The organism is Simiduia sp., assembly GCF_058345725.1.
The window spans coordinates 25,336-42,876 of the sequence record NZ_JBTUOC010000074.1 but is presented as its reverse complement, the minus strand read 5'-3'; the positions used below and the strand labels follow the sequence as shown (position 1 = coordinate 42,876).

The following is a 17,541-nucleotide window of genomic DNA, read 5'->3' as shown; positions in this document are numbered from 1 at the left end:
TTATGAGCGCGTATTTTCAGGCAATAGAAAATGCACAGCCAGGCCACCCAAGGCCGATTCATCGAGCTGAATTTCGCCACCATAGGCCGCTAAAATGTCGTGCACCAACGCCAACCCCAGCCCCTGCCCAGGCTGTTGCTCGTCCAGCCGCTGGCCACGGCCAACCAATAGCCGGCGCGCCTGTGGCGCAATTCCCGGACCATTGTCTGCCACCGTTACACGCATGTGTGGCTGACTGTTATAGAGCTGGGGCGCCGCGCTAACCTCCACCTGTGTCGCACCATATTTACAGGCGTTTTCCAGTGTATTGCCCAAAATCTCAAACAAATCTTTTTCATCCATGCGCAGTTTTAGCTCGCCCTCAGGCAGCGTAAATGCGACGGCGGGGTGCAATTTTTGTAAGGTTTTGCACAACCGCTGTACAATGGGCAAGGCATCCACCGCCAGATGAAAGTCGCCTTCGTTAACTCTTGCGCGCTGTAAATGATGGTTAATGATATCGTGCATGCGCAATAGCTGTTCATTGAGCAGCACCGTATCCGGCGCGCTGTTGTGCAGTTCATTGCGCGCTACCGCCAGCGGCGTTTTAATGCTGTGCGCCAAGTCCGCCAGCGTATTGCGGTAGCGTTCGCGCGCGCCCTTTTCCGAGGCCAGCAATGTATTGATGTTGTGCGCCAGGGGTCGCAACTCCAGGGGTAAATCGCCGTCGATGCGCCGCTGCTCCCCGCGATTCAACGCCGCTAATGCGGCAGTGAGACTGCGCAATGGTCGCAGGCCCCAAAATAATAAAATCCCACAAAGTAGCAGCATGCCCAGTGCCACAAGCACCAGCCACCACCAAAGGTTGGCGCGATAAGATGCCAGTTGAGCATTAAAGGGTTCGGTGGATTGATACACACTGAATACCAAGGGCAACTCTGGCCCATCGCCCTGCTCCCAGCGCACGCGGTAGCGCAGATAAAAATAATCCCCCTGCCAGCGGCCAAATTCGGTGACAGCATTGTGCAATTTAGGCGACTGATGCAAACCCAATTCCGAGGCCGACAACCACTGGGCCGATGTGGAGCGCCACAATTCCCGCTCGCTATCTAATACATTGTCCTTATCTGCGTGCACAAAGCCGTACAGCCCCGAATTAGGTTGCGACAGTAAAGGCTCGGTAAAGACTTTTGGCAGCGCCAATTCGCCCGCCTCCACATCGGCGGCCGCCAGCAGTAAATACACCTGCGAAGTCAGGCGCCCGCGCTCAGCTGCCAACAAACTTTGTTTAAAAGCCCGATCCAGCCCCAGCCCCGTGGCGCCCACCAGCAGCGGCAATAGAATCAAGCACAACAACAGCAATCGCCCTGCAATAGACTGGCCCAGCCAACGGCCCAATGCCGGCACCCTTAGACGCCCGCTGCGTGCGTGGGAAGCGAAAACTGGTAGCCCTGGCCGCGAATGGTACGCAGGGGCTGCAACTCACCGGCCGGGTCCATTTTCTTCCGTAACCGCGCCACGAGCACCTCAATCACATTGCTATCGCGATCGTAATCCTGTGCGTAAATATGTTCGGTTAATTGGGTTTTAGAAATGACCTTGCCGGCGTGCATGATCAAATATTCAATCAGGCGGTACTCAAAGCTGGTGAGCGTGAGCGGCTGCCCATCGCGCGTTAATTGTTGGGCGCCCATATCTAGCGCGAAAGGACCGATGGAAATCACCGAGCTAGCCTGGCCTGCTGCGCGCCTGGCTAGTGCGTTCACCCGCGCCAGCAACTCTTCCGGGTGAAAGGGCTTGGTGAGGTAGTCGTCCGCACCCGCCTCCAATCCTTCGACTTTTTGTTGCCAGTGATCGCGCGCGGTGAGTATCAATATAGGCGTACTGATACCGTCCTTGCGCCAGCGGCTGATCACCTCCATGCCGTTGAGTTCGGGCAATCCAAGATCGACCACGGCCACGTCGTAGGGGTTTTCGCGGCCCAGGTACTCGCCTTCTTTACCGTCGCCCGCCACGTCCACACTCCAGTGGCGCAGGCCAAATAATTGGCTGACTTGCGACTGCAACGCGGGTTCATCTTCTATTAACAATAAACGCATTTACTTGCCCTTGATCGAAACTTCTTTGATGCGACCATCGTCCATTAACAAGCGAACTTTATACCGACGACCATCTTGTTCTTGTTTTACTTTTAACACTTGGCCACCGTACCTGGCCTGTGCGATTTGCGCAGCTTCGCCAGAGGAACTCGCGGCTCCCTTATCTTTCTTAGCCAGATAGATGGCAACCGGCTGTGCGGTTACTGTGTGGCTTAGCGGTGCCAACACCATCAAGGCGGCAATGAAAAAAGCGGAGCTGCGCATGTTAGTTCCTCTGGGCACTCGCGCGCCCCTTGTCAGTCGTGTCGTCTACGTTCCCGATGATCATCGCGCCTTCTGTCGCGGCGATCGTGATGATCATCCCTGTCCCGACGCCGTTCGTGCCGGCGATCGCCACCTCGGTGGCCGTCATCGTGATGGCGCCGACGGTGCTCAGCGCGGTGGTGGCGCCGATGGTGTTGCTTCCAGTGTTTCTTCCAGTGGTGCCCATGATACCGGTAGTTGCGGTGGTATGGCACCGGTCTGCCCCACACCCGTCCATCCCAGTGATGACCACAGCCGTGCCCGTGTCGGTGACCGTAGCGGCTGTGGCCACCGTCGCGGTAGTGTACGCCCAGGTAAGGGCTGTACACATCCACGCGAATGGCCGAATCATAGTCGCGGCGGTGGTCTGCGAGGGCCGGTGCCGAGAGCGCCACAAGACCCGCCACCAGTAACCATCTTAACGAGATTTTCATGGTTATACTCCTGTTGCCTTAGTAGAGGGGCGTTACTGAGACGGCCACTTTGACTCGCTTACCCGGGTCGCGATCCATGCGGGTACTGTAGGTATTGCCGTGGTAGCGGTAGGTCACGTCGTACCCCATTAAGCGGTCTTCGTACTCGCGCACCTGACGCACTTCGCAGCGCTCCTCTTCCCGGTATTCAACACTGGTATGACCGCGCGATTTACCCATGTCGTTACCAATACTACCGCCCAGAACAGCACCGATTGCCGTGCCTGAGCGGCGATCGTTTTTACCCACTGCATGGCCAATGGCGCCACCGATAACAGCACCCAGCAGCATGGGCGTAGCAGATTTGGACCGCCCCTGGTGTTCGCGCTCGTAGGCAACGGTTTCTGTCCAGCACTCGCGCTGGGGCCGCGAGTAAGACACTTGCTCGTAGATGGGGGTCGCGGAGACCACTTTGGCGAAATCGTGGCGCTCGTGTGGACCGGCAAAGGCAGGTTGCATCAATACTGCAGAGGCGCAACCCAGGGTGATTAAAAAACGCTTGTTCATGATGCTTCTCCTTAACGGTTTAGAGGCCTTTTCCGACCTTGAAACCAGAATACCCAGGTGAAGCTGAACGAAACCTTAATGTTAGGTTTTTTTAAGAAGCAGATGCTGATAGCGCCCCAAACTGCGGTAGGGCTCGGTTTGCGAAAGCTGTAACTCGAGCGCCAGCAAGGTCTCCGGCGCCATATGCTTGCTTTCAGGGCTCAGTTGATAGTCGTGAAATACCCGTATGCCGCTATGGCACAACAGCTGCCAGCCAGCTTGAGCCAGCCATTGCAGCACGTCTGCGGGGTCGAGCGGCCGGGTGGGCGTCAAACTGCCCCGGTGTGGGCGAAAGTCGCCAGTCAGCAATTTAGGCGCTGTGCCGCGCAGTAGGTTTTTCAAGATGAGCCCGTGGCGGTTGTAAAAGGTCAGCGACAGCAGACCACCGTCGGCCACCAATTGCCAGAGCGCGCTGAGCAACGCCTGTTGATCGGCCACCCACTCCAGCACCGCGTGGCAAAGCACCAGCGGGTAATGCCCCTGGTGCTCGCGCTGTTGGGCCAGATTTTGCACGCTGTCGTGAATAAATTGCACACGGGTCAAGTGCGCTTGAGTCGCCTCGGCGCGAGCCAATGCCAGCATTTCCGCAGAAATATCGCACACCGTCAGCCCGTCTACCAAGGACTGACCGCTGCGTTGCAATAGCGATAATCCAAATTGCCCCTGCCCCCCACCGGCATCCAATACCGGTATTGGTGTGCGTATCGCCGGCAGGACGTGGGCATCAAAATCCCGATTTAACACTGCCAGGCGCAACTGGCCCTTCATGCCACCGTAGACATTGCGTGCAAAGCGGGGCGCCAAATCGTCAAAATTCCGATCCGTATCGGCAAGGGGTGGGCGCTTGCTGCCCGGGGGATTGTGCATGGTGATTTATCACAACTAATCAAAGGCACCTATGGTAATCAGGCCCGACCGGCTTGTCACTCGGCGGGCCTCCGTGCCGCCAGGGTAGCGCTTTACTGGGCCCCGCCCTCTGTTTGACCTGGTGAATCCATGCGCCCACCACCCCGATGATTGTCGGGTACTGCAAATAACTGATCGTTGTGAACCCTGCAAACGCCTGCAACGGTATCGCCGCGCGGCGTACTAAAGGACACCGCACTGCCTTCGGCTTGCCCTTCGCAGGCGATAATTGCCTCGGCGGGAGGCCCCTGTCGATCACCACCTTTACCGGGTTTCGCCAGCCCCGGAGCAGAGCCCAGCGCAAACACTAGGCCAGAGATACCTATTGTGTACTGTAAAAAGCGTGTCATTGAAATTACCTCAAAGGATTATCTTGTGTTGGAATCACCACATTGAAGCCACAAGGCGCAAGGAATATGGCCGAATTGTGCAAACAAAATGAATCTTGTCGCTGGCGCTGGGCTTTGCGCCCCCTAGCCCCTACACTCAGGTTTTTACGGGGCTAAGGGTTTCGGTGTGTCCATCGGCAGTAAAATCTTTCTTTCGCTTTTGCTTTCGTGCCTGCTGGTCGCCGCTTGTTTATTGGGTTTAATGCGCTGGCAACTGAGCACCGGCATGGCTGCCTTTCACGCGGCCAAAATGCAACAACAGCACCAACCGCTGCTGACCGCCCTGGGTCTCTATCAGCACGAGCGCGGCGGCTGGCAACATTGGCAGCAGGATGCGACAAAACTTGCCGCCCTGTTTAAAGCACTGGCACCGCATCAAGCAGAGGGCGAGCGGCACTTGCCCGCCCGCCCTACGGGCCGGCTAAAGCCACCTCCCTCTCACCCACGCGCGCGTCAGGGGCCAGGCCTGCGGTTGCCGGCAAATATGTTAATACTCGACGAAGACAATCGGACGGTATACAACAGCTTTCCTCCCCAACAACTCGCGTCAGCCGAAAGGATGGATCTGGCCTACTTTCCCATTTACAACCCACTGCAGCAGCGGGTGGGCAAGCTGGGGTTGCGCAACTTACACCCAGACACCGAGGTATACGAAGCCGTTTTTTTTGAACAGCAACAAGCAGCGCTTTGGCAAAGTGGTCTACTGGCGCTACTGTTGGCTGCCGTTGCCGCCGCCCTATTGACCCGCAACTTGGCAACGCCACTTAATCACCTGGCCGCCCGCATTACGGCGATGGCCCAAGGCGATTACACCCAACCCAAGTCCAGCACTGCCCACCGCGCTCACAAACAGTCGCAACACCCCACTGCAGCCGACGCGCAACGCGCAGATGAGCTGGGGCAGCTTAGCCAACGCCTGGAAGACCTACGCCAAACACTGGCCAACACCGACCAGGCGCGCAAGCGCTGGCTGGCCGATACGTCGCACGAATTGCGCACTCCCCTGGCTATTGCACGCGGCGAAGTGGAAGCCATGCTAGATGGTATTCGACCGCTCAACGAGACACACTTAACAACGGTGCACGCAGAAATACTGCACCTGCAAAAGCTCATCGAGGATTTGGGAGAGCTGGCCAACAGCGACGTGGGCAGCCTGCGCTACCATAAAAAAGCCTTCGATCTGGCAGACCTCTGCCAAACCACTATCGCGCAGCACGCGCAGCTTTTGGAGCGGAACCAGCTAACCGCCAACATCCAACTCCAGTCGCCCTGCACCGTGTGGGGCGACCCACTGCGAATGGCCCAATTGTTAAACAATTTACTGGGCAACAGCATAAAATACACGGACGCCGGCGGGCAGCTGCGATTAACGCTTAAGCAAACCGAGCAGGCAACGACGTTAACCCTGGAAGACAGTGCCCCTTCGGTGGACACACAACAGCTAGCGCAGCTATTCGACTATTTATTCCGCGTGGAAAATTCACGCAATCGCAAGCTCGGCGGCAGCGGCTTAGGACTGGCAATCGCCAAACGCATTGCCGAAGCGCACCAGGCGCCACTGGTTGCAAGCCACTCAGACATGGGCGGCATTGCCATGACACTAACCCTGCCCCGCCACCAATAACTCGCACGGAGCGCTTCGATGAACACACACATACTGGTGGTAGAAGACGAACCCAAACTGGCCAGCCTACAGCAGGACTACCTGCACAGCGCTGGCTACAAGACCACCCGCCTGGCCGACGGCGCAGAGGTTGTGGACTGGGTGCGCAAACACCTACCGGCAGCCATTACGCTGGATGTGATGCTGCCCAACAAGAACGGTTTCGATATTTGCCGTGAAATTCGCCAATTTTCTTCGGTACCTATTATTATGGTGACCGCGCGAGTAGAAGAAATCGACAGATTACTCGGGCTGGAACTACAGGCTGACGACTATCTCTGCAAGCCCTTTAGCCCGCGCGAGCTGGTGGCCAGAGTCAAGGGATTGTTGCGGCGCAGCCAATCCAATACGGCCGAGCAACTTCGCCAAACGTGTCGACTCACGTTAGATACAGGCACATTAAAATGCGGCTGCGGCGACCAATGGCAACAGCTCACCACAGTTGAAAGCCAATTGCTGGATAAATTGCTCAGCGCTCCCGGTAGAATTTTTTCGCGCGCGCAACTCATGGCCACTATCTACCCCGACCACCGAATCGTAAGCGACAGAACCATCGACAGCCATATCAAAAAACTGCGAAAAAAACTGGCGCTATTGATGCCGGAGCAGGAGTTAATTCACTCCATTTACGGCGCCGGCTATAAGTTTGAGCCACCCGCCGACGCGTCTGATTGACGAGCCCGAATATTCGCCTGTTTTTGAACAATGGCCTGATCTAAATCAATACCCAGCGACTCGCACAATGCGAATAAGTACAGCGCCACATCGGCAACTTCTGTGGCCACCTGGGATTTGGCCGCATCGCTTAGCGCACGCGATTGCTCGTCGCTCAACCATTGAAATTCTCGGTGTAACTCGGCAGACTCCTGCAACACGGCGGCCGCCAAATTGCGCGGGCTGTGCAGCTTTTGCCACCGATTGTGCGCAGCAATGGCGCAAAATTCGCGGTAATACGATTGATAGTCCAACATGGCACACTCCCCTTGACCAACGCACCCAACGACTGGTTTGTTTACATAATTCTAGCCAGCGACAACAGTTTATACACGGGCATCACCACCCACCTAGAGCGGCGTTTTGACGAGCACCTCCGCGGCGTGGGCGCCAAGTATTTTCGAGGCCGCCAGCCGGTACGGATTTGTTACGTGGAGCGCTGCCCAGATCGCGCCAGCGCCTCAAAACGCGAATGGGCCATAAAGCAGCTGTCGCGCGGACAAAAACAGCAGCTCATCGATCGTCAGTCACCGTGATATCGCTCAAACCCTCGGTTATTTGTACCAATGTGCGCAGTGCCTTAGAGTGAAACTCCCGATGATACAGTACCGCCACTACCAGCCATACAGCCAATAAAAACAACCAGGGACTAACTAGCCACGCCAGAAACGACAACGCGAAATAGTAGCATCGCAAGCCTGCGTTATAACTGTGACCCGCCTGATCGATGATCCGCGCCGTATTGACCGCAAAGGCATCGCGCTCACTCTGCGATACAGGCTCATCGTACAGCGGGAAGGCCCCAACCAATACGGCGCAAAAGCCAAATTTACGCATCGCCCACGTAAAACTAAAAAACGCATAGGCAAATATCACAAACAACAGCATCAGCTTAATTTCAGTATCCACTGGCGTAGAAGCGGCACTGAACGGCAGATCGTTGAGCAGCATATTGGCCTGGCTTGCACTGCCCAGCGCGGTGACAATACCGGCCATGACCAGCACGGTAATATTGGCGAAAAAACTAGCATTGCGCTCTACACTGGCGAGTAGCGACGAGTCGGTTATGCGGTTTTCCCGCCGTATGACCCTTTTCATCCACAAGATGCGAAACGCGTGTAACTGGGACGCCAGACAGTGGGTCTTTTTGGCACGGTAGTGGGCAAAGCGGGCATAGCTAACCCAGCTGACTAACAACCATAAACTGCAGCCTATAACAGCGCCGTAAGCTTCTATCCAAAGGGGGTAATTCACACTTGAACTCCTACTGCCAGGCCCAATCTAGTAGATTGGTATGATAAACAGCCTCGCTCTAAAAGGCTCTAGTTTCGGTGCGACAATTGCACAAGGCCGCACCCTTATCACCCGCACAGTGGTCATAATTTAACCACCTCGCGTCCTTGGGCTGCGGGGTTTACAATGAACTCAAATCCCAACAGGCATAGTAGTCCTCCATGAACGCCCATACTGCATTTGAATTTATCCGCCGCCAAACCGTCCCCTCACTCAACATTGAACTGGAAGAGTATCGCCACCGCAAAACCGGCGCCCAACACATTCATATTGCCGCAGATAACAACGAAAACGTATTTTTGGTGGCCTTGCGCACCGTCCCCAAGGATTCCCGCGGCGTCGCCCACATTTTGGAACACACGGCTCTGTGTGGCTCTGAAAAATACCCGGTGCGCGACCCCTTTTTCATGATGATTCGGCGCAGTCTAAACACCTTCATGAATGCGTTTACCAGTTCCGATTGGACGGCCTACCCCTTTGCCAGCCAGAACAAGAAAGACTTCCACAACCTGCTAGACGTCTATTTGGATGCTGTATTTTTTGCCCGCCTCGATCCTTTGGATTTCGCTCAGGAAGGCCATCGGGTTGAATTTGAAGAGGCGGACAACAGTAACTCGCCGCTAGTCTACAAAGGCGTGGTTTTTAACGAAATGAAAGGGGCTATGAGTTCCGTGCCCTCGCAGCTCTGGCACACACTCTGTCACCACCTGTTCCCCACCACCACCTACCACTACAACAGCGGTGGCGACCCCAAGCACATTCCCGAGCTCACCTACCAGCAGCTAACCGACTTCTACCGCAGTCACTACCACCCCAGCAATGCCATTTTTATGACCTACGGAGATCTGCCTGCCAGTGAACTGCAGGCCGCATTCGAAGAAAAGGCACTGCACCGCTTTGACGCCCTGGACGAGGTCATCGCCGTGGGTGACGAACAGCGATTTGACGCCCCCAAACAGGCCACTGCAACCTACCCGCTACCGGAAGATGAGTCGCCCGACGCCAAAACTCACATCGTACTAGGCTGGTTACTGGGCAAAAGCACGCAACTCGACGACGTACTGGAAGCCCAATTGCTGTCCAGCCTGTTGTTCGACAACAGCGCCAGCCCCCTGCAGCACCTGCTCGAAACTACTCCGCTGGGCAAATCCCCCTCGCCCATGTGCGGGCTGGACGACTCCCAAAAAGAGCTCGCCTTTTTGTGTGGCATTGCCGGCAGTGAAGCGGTACACGCCGATCAATTTGAGCAGGACGTCCTGGCCGTATTTCACACGCTCGCCGAACAGGGCTTGCCCCAGTCGCAAGTGGAAGCGAGCTTGCACCAGCTGGAACTGCAGCAGCGCGAAATAGGCGGCGACGGCTACCCCTACGGTCTACAGCTGATACTTACAGCGCTCACCAGTGCCACTCACCGGGGCGACCCGATGACCCTGCTAAACCTTGAATCAGCACTGGCCGATTTGCGCCAAAAAATAAAACAACCCGGCTATATTCAGGGGCTGGTGAAGAAGTGGCTACTTGACAACAATCACCGAGTGCGCCTGGTGATGACGCCCGACCAGCAGCAATCGCAGCGCGAAGCCGCCGAGGAGCGCGCGCGCCTCGACGCCCTGCAACAGCAATTATCCGACACGGAAAAACAGCACATTATTGCCCAAACTCAGGCGCTGCTAGCCCGCCAATCGCAAGAGGACGACCCGGGTCTACTGCCAAAAGTCGGCCTGGAAGATGTGCCCGCCAACATGCATTACGTGGCGCCAGCCGATGTCGATCGCACCGCCACGCCGCTGACCATTTACAACGCCGGCACCAACGGTATTGTCTATCAACAAGCAATCATAGAAATGCCCGCGCTGACGCAGGAAGAATTTGAAATTCTGCCTATCTATACCTACTGCATGACTGAGCTGGGCGTGGGCAAAAAAGACTACCTGGCCACCCAGCAGTGGCAGTCTCAGGTTGTCGGCACCCTAAGCATGTATTCCAGCCTGCGCGCGGCCCCCGACAGCGTGCAGGGCGTCAGCGGCTACCTCACACTTTCTGCCAAAGCTCTGGCTCGCAATCACGAAGATGCCACGGCGTTGATGCAGGCCACGTTAAATGACGTGCGCTTTGACGAAGCGAGTCGCGTACGTGAACTGGTGGCGCAAATTCGCGCGCGCCGCGAGCAATCTGTTACCGGGCAAGGCCATTCGCTGGCCATGGCCGCCGCCAGTGCTGGCCATTGTGCAGCGGCTCAACTGACCCACCAACTATCGGGTCTGGTGCGCATTGTTTACATCAAAACCCTGGACGACGCCCTAAACGACGACGCAGTCCTGCAACAATTACTTGCCCGATTGGCCGCGCTGCACGACAAAGTTAAACACGCACCACGCCAGTTCTTACTGGTGGCCGATGAGCAGCATTTACCACAACTCACCCAACAGCTGCAGCCCTGGCGCAGCCAGCTGACGCATCAACACAACTATCAGGGTTTTAGCTGGCCTGAAGTAAGCAACCGAGTAAACGAAGCCTGGATTGCCAATAGCCAGGTAAACTTTTGTGCCAGAGCCTATCCCACGGTGCCCATGACCCACGCGGATGCACCGGCACTAACGGTATTAGCAGGCTACCTGCGCAACAACTATCTGCACCGGGCTATCCGCGAACAGGGCGGCGCCTACGGCGGTGGCGCCAGTCACGACAGTAATATTGCCTCTTTCCGTTTCTATTCATACCGCGACCCACGCCTGAGCGAAACGCTGCAGGATTTCGACCAGTCCCTGGCCTGGCTGAACGAACAGCAAGACGATCCACGGCTCGTAGAGGAAGCCATTTTAGGAGTTATCAGCGCAATAGATAAACCAGGTTCGCCAGCCGGTGAAGCGAAACAAACCTTTCACGCGGAATTATTTGGCCGCACGCGCGCACTGCGGGAAGATTTCCGCCGGCGGGTACTCAAAGTGAATTTTGCCGATGTACAGCGTGTCGCACGCGACTATCTGAAACCCGACAGGGCAAGTACCGCAGTGGTTTCCCACGCGGCTAAGAAAGACGAGTTGACTAAACTCGGTCTGACAATTCACGCGCTGTAGGACGACAACAATGGCTTTTGAAAAAACACTGACACCGCGCTTTGCAGAGACAGACGCCCTGGGTCACGTCAGCAATACTACTCTACCCGTGTGGTTTGAAGACGCGCGCCAACCGGTATTCGAGATTTTTACACCCACATTGGCGATTGATACCTGGCCACTGATTCTGGCCCGATTTGAAGTAGATTTTATTGCGCAAATTTACTACGGCCAGGAGGTGTTGATCAAAACAGGGATATCCCGAGTGGGCAACAGTTCCCTTGAGGTTTACCAGGAAGCTTGGCAACAGGGTAAGCGGGTAGCACGGGGCAAAACCACCCTCGTACACTTTGACTACCAAACGCAAAAGTCCAAAGTCATTGACAGCGACATCAGAATCCAACTCCAGGCCCACGCAGTGACGCCGGAATAACCTGCACTTTCACTGCACTTAAGGTTTGCAGTTAAAGCCCCCCATAACTAACGAAAACGCCGGTTCACACCGGCGTTTTGGTTGATGAATTGTCAATTTGTCCAACTCAGGGCTCGTTTACCCTGCCCGGCACGAACTGGCTGTATAGACCATTGTTGTCGTAAGCGGCAACTTCAAATTCATAGCTGCCATAAAGGTCCCCGATGTATTTGTTGGTTTCCCAGCCACCTTCGACGACCACATAGGTAAAGTCACTTGCGCCCTCCTCGCGGTAGCGCACTTCGTAGCCACCCAACTCCGAGACATCCAAGGGATCACCGTTTTCGCGAACTGTGGGCGTATTCCAGTTAACGGTCACGGGCCCAGAGACTGTCACTGGGCCTGAAGGTGTGGGCTCGGGCGTAGGCTCAGGCGTAGGCTCAGGCGTAGGCTCAGGCGGTGGTGGCGGTACGGGCACCTGTGTAGGCGTTGGTGCAGGCGACTGGGTCGGGGCCGGCGTAGGCGTTTGAGTAGGTGTGGGCGTTTGCGTGGGTGTTTGTGTGGGAGTGGGCGATTGCGTCGGCGTAGCCGAAGGGGACGGTACAGGTTGCACCACCGCAGACTTGCCCGATTCTCCGCTGCCTCCGCCACCACCACCGCCGCAGGCGGTATTCATAATAGGCGACGCCAGCACCATAACCATGGCTGCTTTGCGCATAACCAATTGCCAGTTCAAGTTCCGACGCAATTGCCAACGGCTGATATAACCCAGATCGACTAGAATGGCGCCGAGTGCATGGCGCTTGGGATCGGGCGCTAATCCCAGCTGGGTATCTCGCTCTCGACGGGCACGCTGAATACTGATGGCCTGTTGCAACTGTTGACGCGTAATCGCGCCCCGCTCTAAGAGCAGATCACCTAACCTTGCATTCTGACGACCACTAATTTGCACAACTGCGCCCTCTGTAAATCCGGATACTCTCAGTCTAGTGGGTTGATTTCTTTTGTGGTGACCAGTTATTTATTTGAAACTGGGTTCTATAGGGCAAGTGGTAATAAGCAGCCAAACGCCGTCACAATTCTAGTAAATTAGTACCAAATTCAATTTTCGCTCGACCATAGAAAATCAGGTAGACTGCGGCCCCGCAAAGGACAAAACACTACATGCTGAGCTATCGACACGCCTTTCACGCCGGCAACTTTGCCGACCTGCTAAAACACACCACCCTTGTGGCCATCCTAAGACACCTGTGCCAGAAACCCGGTCCCATACACTATATAGATACCCACGCCGGCGCTGGCCGCTACCTGCTCGGCGATGCCATGGCACAGAAAACGGGCGAATATGAACGTGGTATTGCCACTTTGTGGCAAGCTCCGCAATTGCCGCCACTATTGGCGGACTATGTGGGTTTGGTTCAACAATTGAATAGTGGCACAGCGCTACACAGCTATCCTGGTTCACCCTGGTTTGCAGCACAGTGCCTGCGTCCACACGACCGACTCGACCTCTGTGAACTGCACAGCTCAGACTTTCCATTACTTGCGCAAACCTTCAAAGGTGATCGCCGAGCCCACTGCCATCCAGAAGACGGCTATCAACGCAGCCTGGCCCTGGTGCCACCGGCAGCTAAGCGGGGTCTAGTTCTGATAGATCCCTCGTACGAAGTGAAAACGGAGTACCAAACCGTGGTGGCACACATAAAGGCACTTCACAAGCGCTTTGCCACCGGCGTTTACGCGCTTTGGTATCCAGTTATAGATGCCAACCGACTGCAACAATTGGAATACAACCTCAAACAAACAGGTATCAAGCGCATGCAACTGTTTGAGTTTGGCCTGGACCGAGATCACAGTAAACCCGGCATGCAAGGTGCCGGTATGGTGGTAATTAATCCGCCTTGGACCTTGAAAACACAGCTGGAAGCCTGTGCTCAGTGGCTATTGGCTAACCCCTACCGCGGCACCAACGCCTACTGGCGGTATCAGGAACTCGCGGGCGAATAACGATGAAGCAATTTGTTTATCGACCGCCAAATGGCCTGCCCGAAGAGGTGTATTGCGACGAGCAGTTGTTGGTTGTCAATAAACCCAGTGGTCTACTTTCCAACCCTGGGATTGCAAAAGCCACCCACGACTGTGCACTCTCGCGGCTCAGCGCACGCTACGGCGCACTCCAGCTGGTTCACAGGCTCGACTGTGATACCTCCGGCCTGCTCGTACTGGCCCGCACCAAAGCGGCGGAGCGCAATCTCAAAATTCAATGGCAGGAACGGCGCGTAACTAAGGTTTACCAAGCGCTGGTGGCCGGGCAGTTATTGCACCCCGAGGGCGTTATCGACTCACCACTCTCGGCAGATAGGGCCAATCCACCCCTGCAGCGAACCGACCCGGACGGGAAGCCCGCGCAAACACGCTACCAACTACTGCAACAAGAATCCGGTTTTGCCCGCGTGGCCCTGTACCCCAGCACCGGCAGAACCCATCAATTGCGCGTACATTTGTGGAGTATCGAACATCCTATCCTGGGCGATCCCTTCTACGGCAATCCGGCCAGCCAGCGGGCCCACTCGCGCCTGTGCCTGCACGCACATCAACTCAGCTTTGAACACCCTACGGAGCCAGACCGCGCACTGTCGTTTACTTCGGCACCCGACTTCTAAAATACTGTTTATTTATACAGATAAATACAGTAGAGTGGCAGCCACCATTCACCATGGAGCAGAATAAACATGGCCATCGAAATTGTGTACCGCGTATTAAAACGCAACGGCGAACAGGCAGGAGAGTATATGGACAAGAAACTGGCAGATGCCCACGACCAGCGACTCGACTGTGTGTACACCATTGTTGATCTCATCAGCGAAGAAGACACCGGCTTAACCGAAACCGCCATCGAAGCCATTGCCGAGCGCTTGATCGACAATCGCCAGGATCTTATGGCGGCATTGAAAAAAGTGAAGGACCTGCCGCAAGCAGAACCGGAAAACAATGTAACGAGCCTAGCTGAAGCAGGCTAAGGTCTCGCTGGCGTCGCTCGGCGCCAGCCGTTACTTACCACATGTTACGCGCTTTATCGTTAAACTTTTGATATTTCTTGTCTTTAAGCCCGGGTTAGCATTGCCAATTCAGCCACCATCTGCATAAACAATAAAGCTCACATTAGTCGCGAAAAAACGTCAACACAAAGTCCTTACCGTCCTCGCCGAAAACAGAAACCTGTAAGTGATGATTGGCAATTAACTGATACTCGAGTGTTTTGGGAAAATCATGCGCACGGTTAGTAAACATCCAACGGCGCGGTGCACACTCTGTCAGTTTAAACGCAATTGGCAGTGGGTTGTGATCTACTTTGGCCAGGTAATAAGTGGCGCTGCCCATCACCAGCAACCACATCTGCTCTTCTGCAATCGGTATCCCGTCCGAATTTAACCGCCAATTACGCCCTTCAACACTGCGGTCGCTTACCTGCTGCCAAGACTCCCGCTGGCGCCCATCGGCAGTGACCCACTCGCCTTGTATCGCTGTCAGCGGCATGCAATCTACGGCTTGACCGCGTGCGGAGTTAAGCCCTAGGCTGACAATGAGCAAACACAAAAATAAAAACTGCTGCATAACTCACTCCGCAAGTTCCCATCGACGCAAACGCACAGATAATGATTCTAGTCGCAGGGCTCGCTGTCGGCAGTTTGTCTTACCGCTGACTCTGTTCCTGGCCATGCATCAAACTCTGGCTGCCCATCGGTAATGCGAAACCAGTGCGCTTTATCCGCCACGAAAATATGGGCCTGCTCGCCAGCATTATGTAAGCCTTCCAGTGCAGCGATGGGCACGCCGATCACGTTTGGCTGATCCCTGTAGGTGCTGATTAACGGGGAACCACAAATCTGGCAGAAATACTTGGTAACATTACCTGAGGACTCGTAGGTGGAACAGAGGTTCCGGCCCGATATCCATTGAAATTGTGTGCGTTTGATAGAAGCCCGCGAGCGAAAGGCAGCGCCGTGCCAACGGCGGCATTTACTGCAATGGCAGTGGTATACAGGGCCGATATCACCGCTAATTTGGTACTGAACACCTTCGCACAGGCATTTTCCCGTATACATTGGCATGCCCCCCTTAATTAATTGTTGTATTTAGCCGGCCAGGCTTCACTTTTTATCAAGCCATTGATCGCCTCGTCACGCAATGATCTACACTTGGAGGTATCCATGTTGCTGGCGCCCGCCACACAACGTTGCACCTCAAGGTTTACGAATTGTTCGCAATACGCCTCGATCACACCGACATCCTCAGGCACTTCTTGCTGATCGTCAGTTGGATGATCCTCTGGCGCATTGCGGTACTCATGGAATACGCACCCCATGCGAGCCTCTGGTACCCCCCAGCGGGATTAAGTTTCGCAGCACTCTTGGTGTTTGGCGCTCGCGCCCTGCCCACGTTATTTCTGTGTACTCTAGCGGCCACTTTCTGGACAGACAGCATATATGCCACGGATCAACCTTGGATGCATCTACTGACAACAGGCACACTTTTCGGCGCGGCCCATTGCGGAGCCTACGGATTAGGTGCCAATGTGCTTAAGTTCACCGTATCCCGCGTGCAATCGCACAACCTACCACACACGGTAATTAGCTTTCTAGTGATCGGATCTCTGTCGGCACTGGTCGCCACAATTTTGGGCACGCAGATTCTACTCTTCAGCGACGCCATAACCGCAGAGAGTACCGCCACCACAGTACTCGCCTGGTGGGTTGGCGATATGGCTGGTACCTTGGTTCTGGCACCGTTGTTTATTGCCATCCTAAGCTGGCGGTACAGTGCTATAGAATCTTGGCTGGCGGGCTTAAACCTGAATATTCATGGCCGCGATAAAACGCAGTACTTGATAAAGCTTACGCTTTGCGCCAGTTTACTCTCGGCTACTATGGTGTTTATCGCCCTGTTTCCCCGTTCTGAATCCGCTTTTGCCGTATTTTTTCTAATAATTCCGCAAATGTGGGTGGTGTATACCGAAAGCCCCTTTCGCGCCATCGTCAGTTTAGCGTTATTCAGTGTACTCACCGCGCTTTGGGTTGCGGGCCTCGAGCTCATGGCATTTGCAATGGTGTTTCAGTTCGCCATTGTTGTCATTGCCGCCAGCACCTATTTTGGCCTGGCCGTTCCGGTACTCATTGCGCACAACCACATACTCCGAGAACAGGCATTTGTAGACGGGCTCACCAAGGTGTCCACCCGCGACTATTTTTTTGAACAAGCGAATATGGAATTATTGCGTGCCAAGCGCACTTCATCCCCGTTATGTTTCATATTATTCGACATTGATTTATTCAAGGCAATCAATGATAAATACGGGCACAGTATGGGCGACAAAGCACTGGTTCACGCCGCCAGATGCGTGAAGGACAGCCTGCGCAAAACAGATATAATGGGTCGTTTTGGTGGCGACGAATTCATGATTCTGCTGCCCGACAACAATCTTAATCAAGCGCAAGACACTGCCGAGCGACTTCGACAGTCGCTCGGCAAAAAACCCATACGCGGCACCCAGCACAGACTAACGGGCAGCTTTGGCTTGGTGCAGATAAAGCCAGACGAGTCCATCAGTGCCGCCTTCGAACGGGCCGACACAGCGCTCTTAATAGCAAAAAAACAAGGGCGAAATCAAATTGTCACTCAGGCTGATAATCCTGATCAGTAAGACTGTG

The 17,541-nt window shown here is 55.0% G+C and carries 21 protein-coding genes; 9 read left to right on the top strand and 12 right to left on the bottom strand.

Annotated elements, in window-relative coordinates; all coding sequences use genetic code 11:
• From ACW8F6_RS15600 to ACW8F6_RS15570, 7 genes are all read right to left on the bottom strand, one after another.
• On the bottom strand, positions 1-1,377 hold the full coding sequence (locus ACW8F6_RS15600) for an ATP-binding protein (protein ID WP_491576806.1): 1,377 nt from the start codon (positions 1,375-1,377) through the stop codon (positions 1-3).
• 11 nt (positions 1,378-1,388) lie between these two features.
• Positions 1,389-2,078 (bottom strand): response regulator, encoded by a 690-nt coding sequence (locus tag ACW8F6_RS15595; protein ID WP_491576805.1) that lies wholly within the window; start codon positions 2,076-2,078, stop codon positions 1,389-1,391.
• Positions 2,079-2,342, bottom strand: a complete 264-nt coding sequence (locus ACW8F6_RS15590) for a PepSY domain-containing protein (RefSeq protein ID WP_491576804.1) — start codon at positions 2,340-2,342, stop codon at positions 2,079-2,081.
• Between the two features lie 32 nt (positions 2,343-2,374).
• The gene (locus ACW8F6_RS15585) at positions 2,375-2,815 is read right to left on the bottom strand and encodes a hypothetical protein (protein ID WP_491576803.1); all 441 of its coding nucleotides are present in this window, start codon (positions 2,813-2,815) and stop codon (positions 2,375-2,377) included.
• 18 nt (positions 2,816-2,833) lie between these two features.
• Positions 2,834-3,361, bottom strand: coding sequence for a glycine zipper 2TM domain-containing protein (locus ACW8F6_RS15580; RefSeq protein ID WP_491576802.1), 528 nt, complete (start codon positions 3,359-3,361; stop codon positions 2,834-2,836).
• 81 nt (positions 3,362-3,442) lie between these two features.
• Positions 3,443-4,267 carry a methyltransferase gene (locus ACW8F6_RS15575; protein ID WP_491576801.1) on the bottom strand — a complete coding sequence of 275 codons (825 nt, stop codon included), beginning with the start codon at positions 4,265-4,267 and terminating at the stop codon, positions 3,443-3,445.
• A 92-nt stretch (positions 4,268-4,359) separates the two neighbouring features.
• Positions 4,360-4,656 carry a hypothetical protein gene (locus tag ACW8F6_RS15570; protein ID WP_491576800.1) on the bottom strand — a complete coding sequence of 99 codons (297 nt, stop codon included), beginning with the start codon at positions 4,654-4,656 and terminating at the stop codon, positions 4,360-4,362.
• A 166-nt stretch (positions 4,657-4,822) separates the two neighbouring features.
• On the opposite strand from ACW8F6_RS15570, the gene ACW8F6_RS15565 reads away from it, so the two are divergent.
• Positions 4,823-6,319, top strand: a complete 1,497-nt coding sequence (locus ACW8F6_RS15565; RefSeq protein ID WP_491576799.1) for an ATP-binding protein — start codon at positions 4,823-4,825, stop codon at positions 6,317-6,319.
• A gap of 18 nt (positions 6,320-6,337) precedes the next feature.
• Positions 6,338-7,033, top strand: a complete 696-nt coding sequence (locus ACW8F6_RS15560) for a response regulator (protein ID WP_491576798.1) — start codon at positions 6,338-6,340, stop codon at positions 7,031-7,033.
• On the opposite strand, the gene ACW8F6_RS15555 is transcribed toward ACW8F6_RS15560, so the two are convergent.
• Complete coding sequence (locus ACW8F6_RS15555; protein ID WP_491576797.1) at positions 6,997-7,329, bottom strand: MazG-like family protein; 333 nt, start codon at positions 7,327-7,329, stop codon at positions 6,997-6,999. The two genes, ACW8F6_RS15560 and ACW8F6_RS15555, sit on opposite strands and share 37 nt — an antisense overlap.
• Before the next feature lie 12 nt (positions 7,330-7,341).
• Between ACW8F6_RS15555 and ACW8F6_RS15550 the strand changes: the two genes are divergently transcribed.
• Positions 7,342-7,608 carry a GIY-YIG nuclease family protein gene (locus ACW8F6_RS15550; RefSeq protein ID WP_491576796.1) on the top strand — a complete coding sequence of 89 codons (267 nt, stop codon included), beginning with the start codon at positions 7,342-7,344 and terminating at the stop codon, positions 7,606-7,608.
• On the opposite strand, the gene ACW8F6_RS15545 is transcribed toward ACW8F6_RS15550, so the two are convergent.
• Positions 7,586-8,326: a DUF599 domain-containing protein gene (locus ACW8F6_RS15545; RefSeq protein ID WP_491576795.1), complete on the bottom strand. Its 741-nt coding sequence runs from the start codon at positions 8,324-8,326 to the stop codon at positions 7,586-7,588. The genes ACW8F6_RS15550 and ACW8F6_RS15545 overlap by 23 nt on opposite strands.
• A 200-nt stretch (positions 8,327-8,526) precedes the next feature.
• Between ACW8F6_RS15545 and ACW8F6_RS15540 the strand changes: the two genes are divergently transcribed.
• Both ACW8F6_RS15540 and ACW8F6_RS15535 read left to right on the top strand, forming a co-directional pair.
• A complete protein-coding gene (locus ACW8F6_RS15540) occupies positions 8,527-11,442 on the top strand; it encodes an insulinase family protein (RefSeq protein ID WP_491576794.1) in 2,916 nt (971 codons plus the stop codon).
• A 10-nt stretch (positions 11,443-11,452) separates the two neighbouring features.
• Complete coding sequence (locus tag ACW8F6_RS15535) at positions 11,453-11,854, top strand: acyl-CoA thioesterase (protein ID WP_491576793.1); 402 nt, start codon at positions 11,453-11,455, stop codon at positions 11,852-11,854.
• A gap of 106 nt (positions 11,855-11,960) precedes the next feature.
• On the opposite strand, the gene ACW8F6_RS15530 is transcribed toward ACW8F6_RS15535, so the two are convergent.
• Positions 11,961-12,785: a fibronectin type III domain-containing protein gene (locus tag ACW8F6_RS15530; RefSeq protein ID WP_491576792.1), complete on the bottom strand. Its 825-nt coding sequence runs from the start codon at positions 12,783-12,785 to the stop codon at positions 11,961-11,963.
• A 212-nt stretch (positions 12,786-12,997) separates the two neighbouring features.
• On the opposite strand from ACW8F6_RS15530, the gene ACW8F6_RS15525 reads away from it, so the two are divergent.
• The 3 genes from ACW8F6_RS15525 (at position 12,998) to ACW8F6_RS15515 (ending at position 14,853) form a co-directional block, all read left to right on the top strand.
• Positions 12,998-13,840, top strand: coding sequence for a 23S rRNA (adenine(2030)-N(6))-methyltransferase RlmJ (locus tag ACW8F6_RS15525; protein ID WP_491576791.1), 843 nt, complete (start codon positions 12,998-13,000; stop codon positions 13,838-13,840).
• A gap of 2 nt (positions 13,841-13,842) precedes the next feature.
• Entirely contained in the window at positions 13,843-14,496 is a 654-nt protein-coding gene (locus ACW8F6_RS15520) for an RluA family pseudouridine synthase (protein WP_491576790.1), read from the top strand.
• Positions 14,497-14,565: 69 nt separating this feature from the next.
• The gene (locus tag ACW8F6_RS15515) at positions 14,566-14,853 is read left to right on the top strand and encodes a YebG family protein (protein ID WP_491576789.1); all 288 of its coding nucleotides are present in this window, start codon (positions 14,566-14,568) and stop codon (positions 14,851-14,853) included.
• A 142-nt stretch (positions 14,854-14,995) separates the two neighbouring features.
• Here the strand turns inward: ACW8F6_RS15515 and ACW8F6_RS15510 are convergent, their stop codons facing one another.
• Together ACW8F6_RS15510 and ACW8F6_RS15505 are read right to left on the bottom strand one after the other, a co-directional pair.
• Positions 14,996-15,448: a DUF6265 family protein gene (locus ACW8F6_RS15510; RefSeq protein WP_491576788.1), complete on the bottom strand. Its 453-nt coding sequence runs from the start codon at positions 15,446-15,448 to the stop codon at positions 14,996-14,998.
• 47 nt (positions 15,449-15,495) lie between these two features.
• Positions 15,496-15,939: a GFA family protein gene (locus ACW8F6_RS15505; protein WP_491576787.1), complete on the bottom strand. Its 444-nt coding sequence runs from the start codon at positions 15,937-15,939 to the stop codon at positions 15,496-15,498.
• A gap of 152 nt (positions 15,940-16,091) precedes the next feature.
• On the opposite strand from ACW8F6_RS15505, the gene ACW8F6_RS15500 reads away from it, so the two are divergent.
• A complete protein-coding gene (locus ACW8F6_RS15500; protein ID WP_491576786.1) occupies positions 16,092-17,534 on the top strand; it encodes a sensor domain-containing diguanylate cyclase in 1,443 nt (480 codons plus the stop codon).
• Positions 17,535-17,541: the final 7 nt, after the last annotated feature.

What these genes read in the sequence shown, in the direction of transcription:
- ACW8F6_RS15595 (WP_491576805.1), bottom strand. Translation starts at nt 2,078, where the DNA reads ATGCGTTTATTGTTAATAGAAGATGAACCCGCGTTGCAGTCGCAAGTC.
- ACW8F6_RS15590 (WP_491576804.1), bottom strand. Translation starts at nt 2,342, where the DNA reads ATGCGCAGCTCCGCTTTTTTCATTGCCGCCTTGATGGTGTTGGCACCG.
- ACW8F6_RS15585 (WP_491576803.1), bottom strand. Translation starts at nt 2,815, where the DNA reads ATGAAAATCTCGTTAAGATGGTTACTGGTGGCGGGTCTTGTGGCGCTC.
- ACW8F6_RS15580 (WP_491576802.1), bottom strand. Translation starts at nt 3,361, where the DNA reads ATGAACAAGCGTTTTTTAATCACCCTGGGTTGCGCCTCTGCAGTATTG.
- ACW8F6_RS15575 (WP_491576801.1), bottom strand. Translation starts at nt 4,267, where the DNA reads ATGCACAATCCCCCGGGCAGCAAGCGCCCACCCCTTGCCGATACGGAT.
- ACW8F6_RS15570 (WP_491576800.1), bottom strand. Translation starts at nt 4,656, where the DNA reads ATGACACGCTTTTTACAGTACACAATAGGTATCTCTGGCCTAGTGTTT.
- ACW8F6_RS15560 (WP_491576798.1), top strand. Translation starts at nt 6,338, where the DNA reads ATGAACACACACATACTGGTGGTAGAAGACGAACCCAAACTGGCCAGC.
- ACW8F6_RS15555 (WP_491576797.1), bottom strand. Translation starts at nt 7,329, where the DNA reads ATGTTGGACTATCAATCGTATTACCGCGAATTTTGCGCCATTGCTGCG.
- ACW8F6_RS15540 (WP_491576794.1), top strand. Translation starts at nt 8,527, where the DNA reads ATGAACGCCCATACTGCATTTGAATTTATCCGCCGCCAAACCGTCCCC.
- ACW8F6_RS15535 (WP_491576793.1), top strand. Translation starts at nt 11,453, where the DNA reads ATGGCTTTTGAAAAAACACTGACACCGCGCTTTGCAGAGACAGACGCC.
- ACW8F6_RS15525 (WP_491576791.1), top strand. Translation starts at nt 12,998, where the DNA reads ATGCTGAGCTATCGACACGCCTTTCACGCCGGCAACTTTGCCGACCTG.
- ACW8F6_RS15520 (WP_491576790.1), top strand. Translation starts at nt 13,843, where the DNA reads ATGAAGCAATTTGTTTATCGACCGCCAAATGGCCTGCCCGAAGAGGTG.
- ACW8F6_RS15515 (WP_491576789.1), top strand. Translation starts at nt 14,566, where the DNA reads ATGGCCATCGAAATTGTGTACCGCGTATTAAAACGCAACGGCGAACAG.
- ACW8F6_RS15510 (WP_491576788.1), bottom strand. Translation starts at nt 15,448, where the DNA reads ATGCAGCAGTTTTTATTTTTGTGTTTGCTCATTGTCAGCCTAGGGCTT.
- ACW8F6_RS15505 (WP_491576787.1), bottom strand. Translation starts at nt 15,939, where the DNA reads ATGTATACGGGAAAATGCCTGTGCGAAGGTGTTCAGTACCAAATTAGC.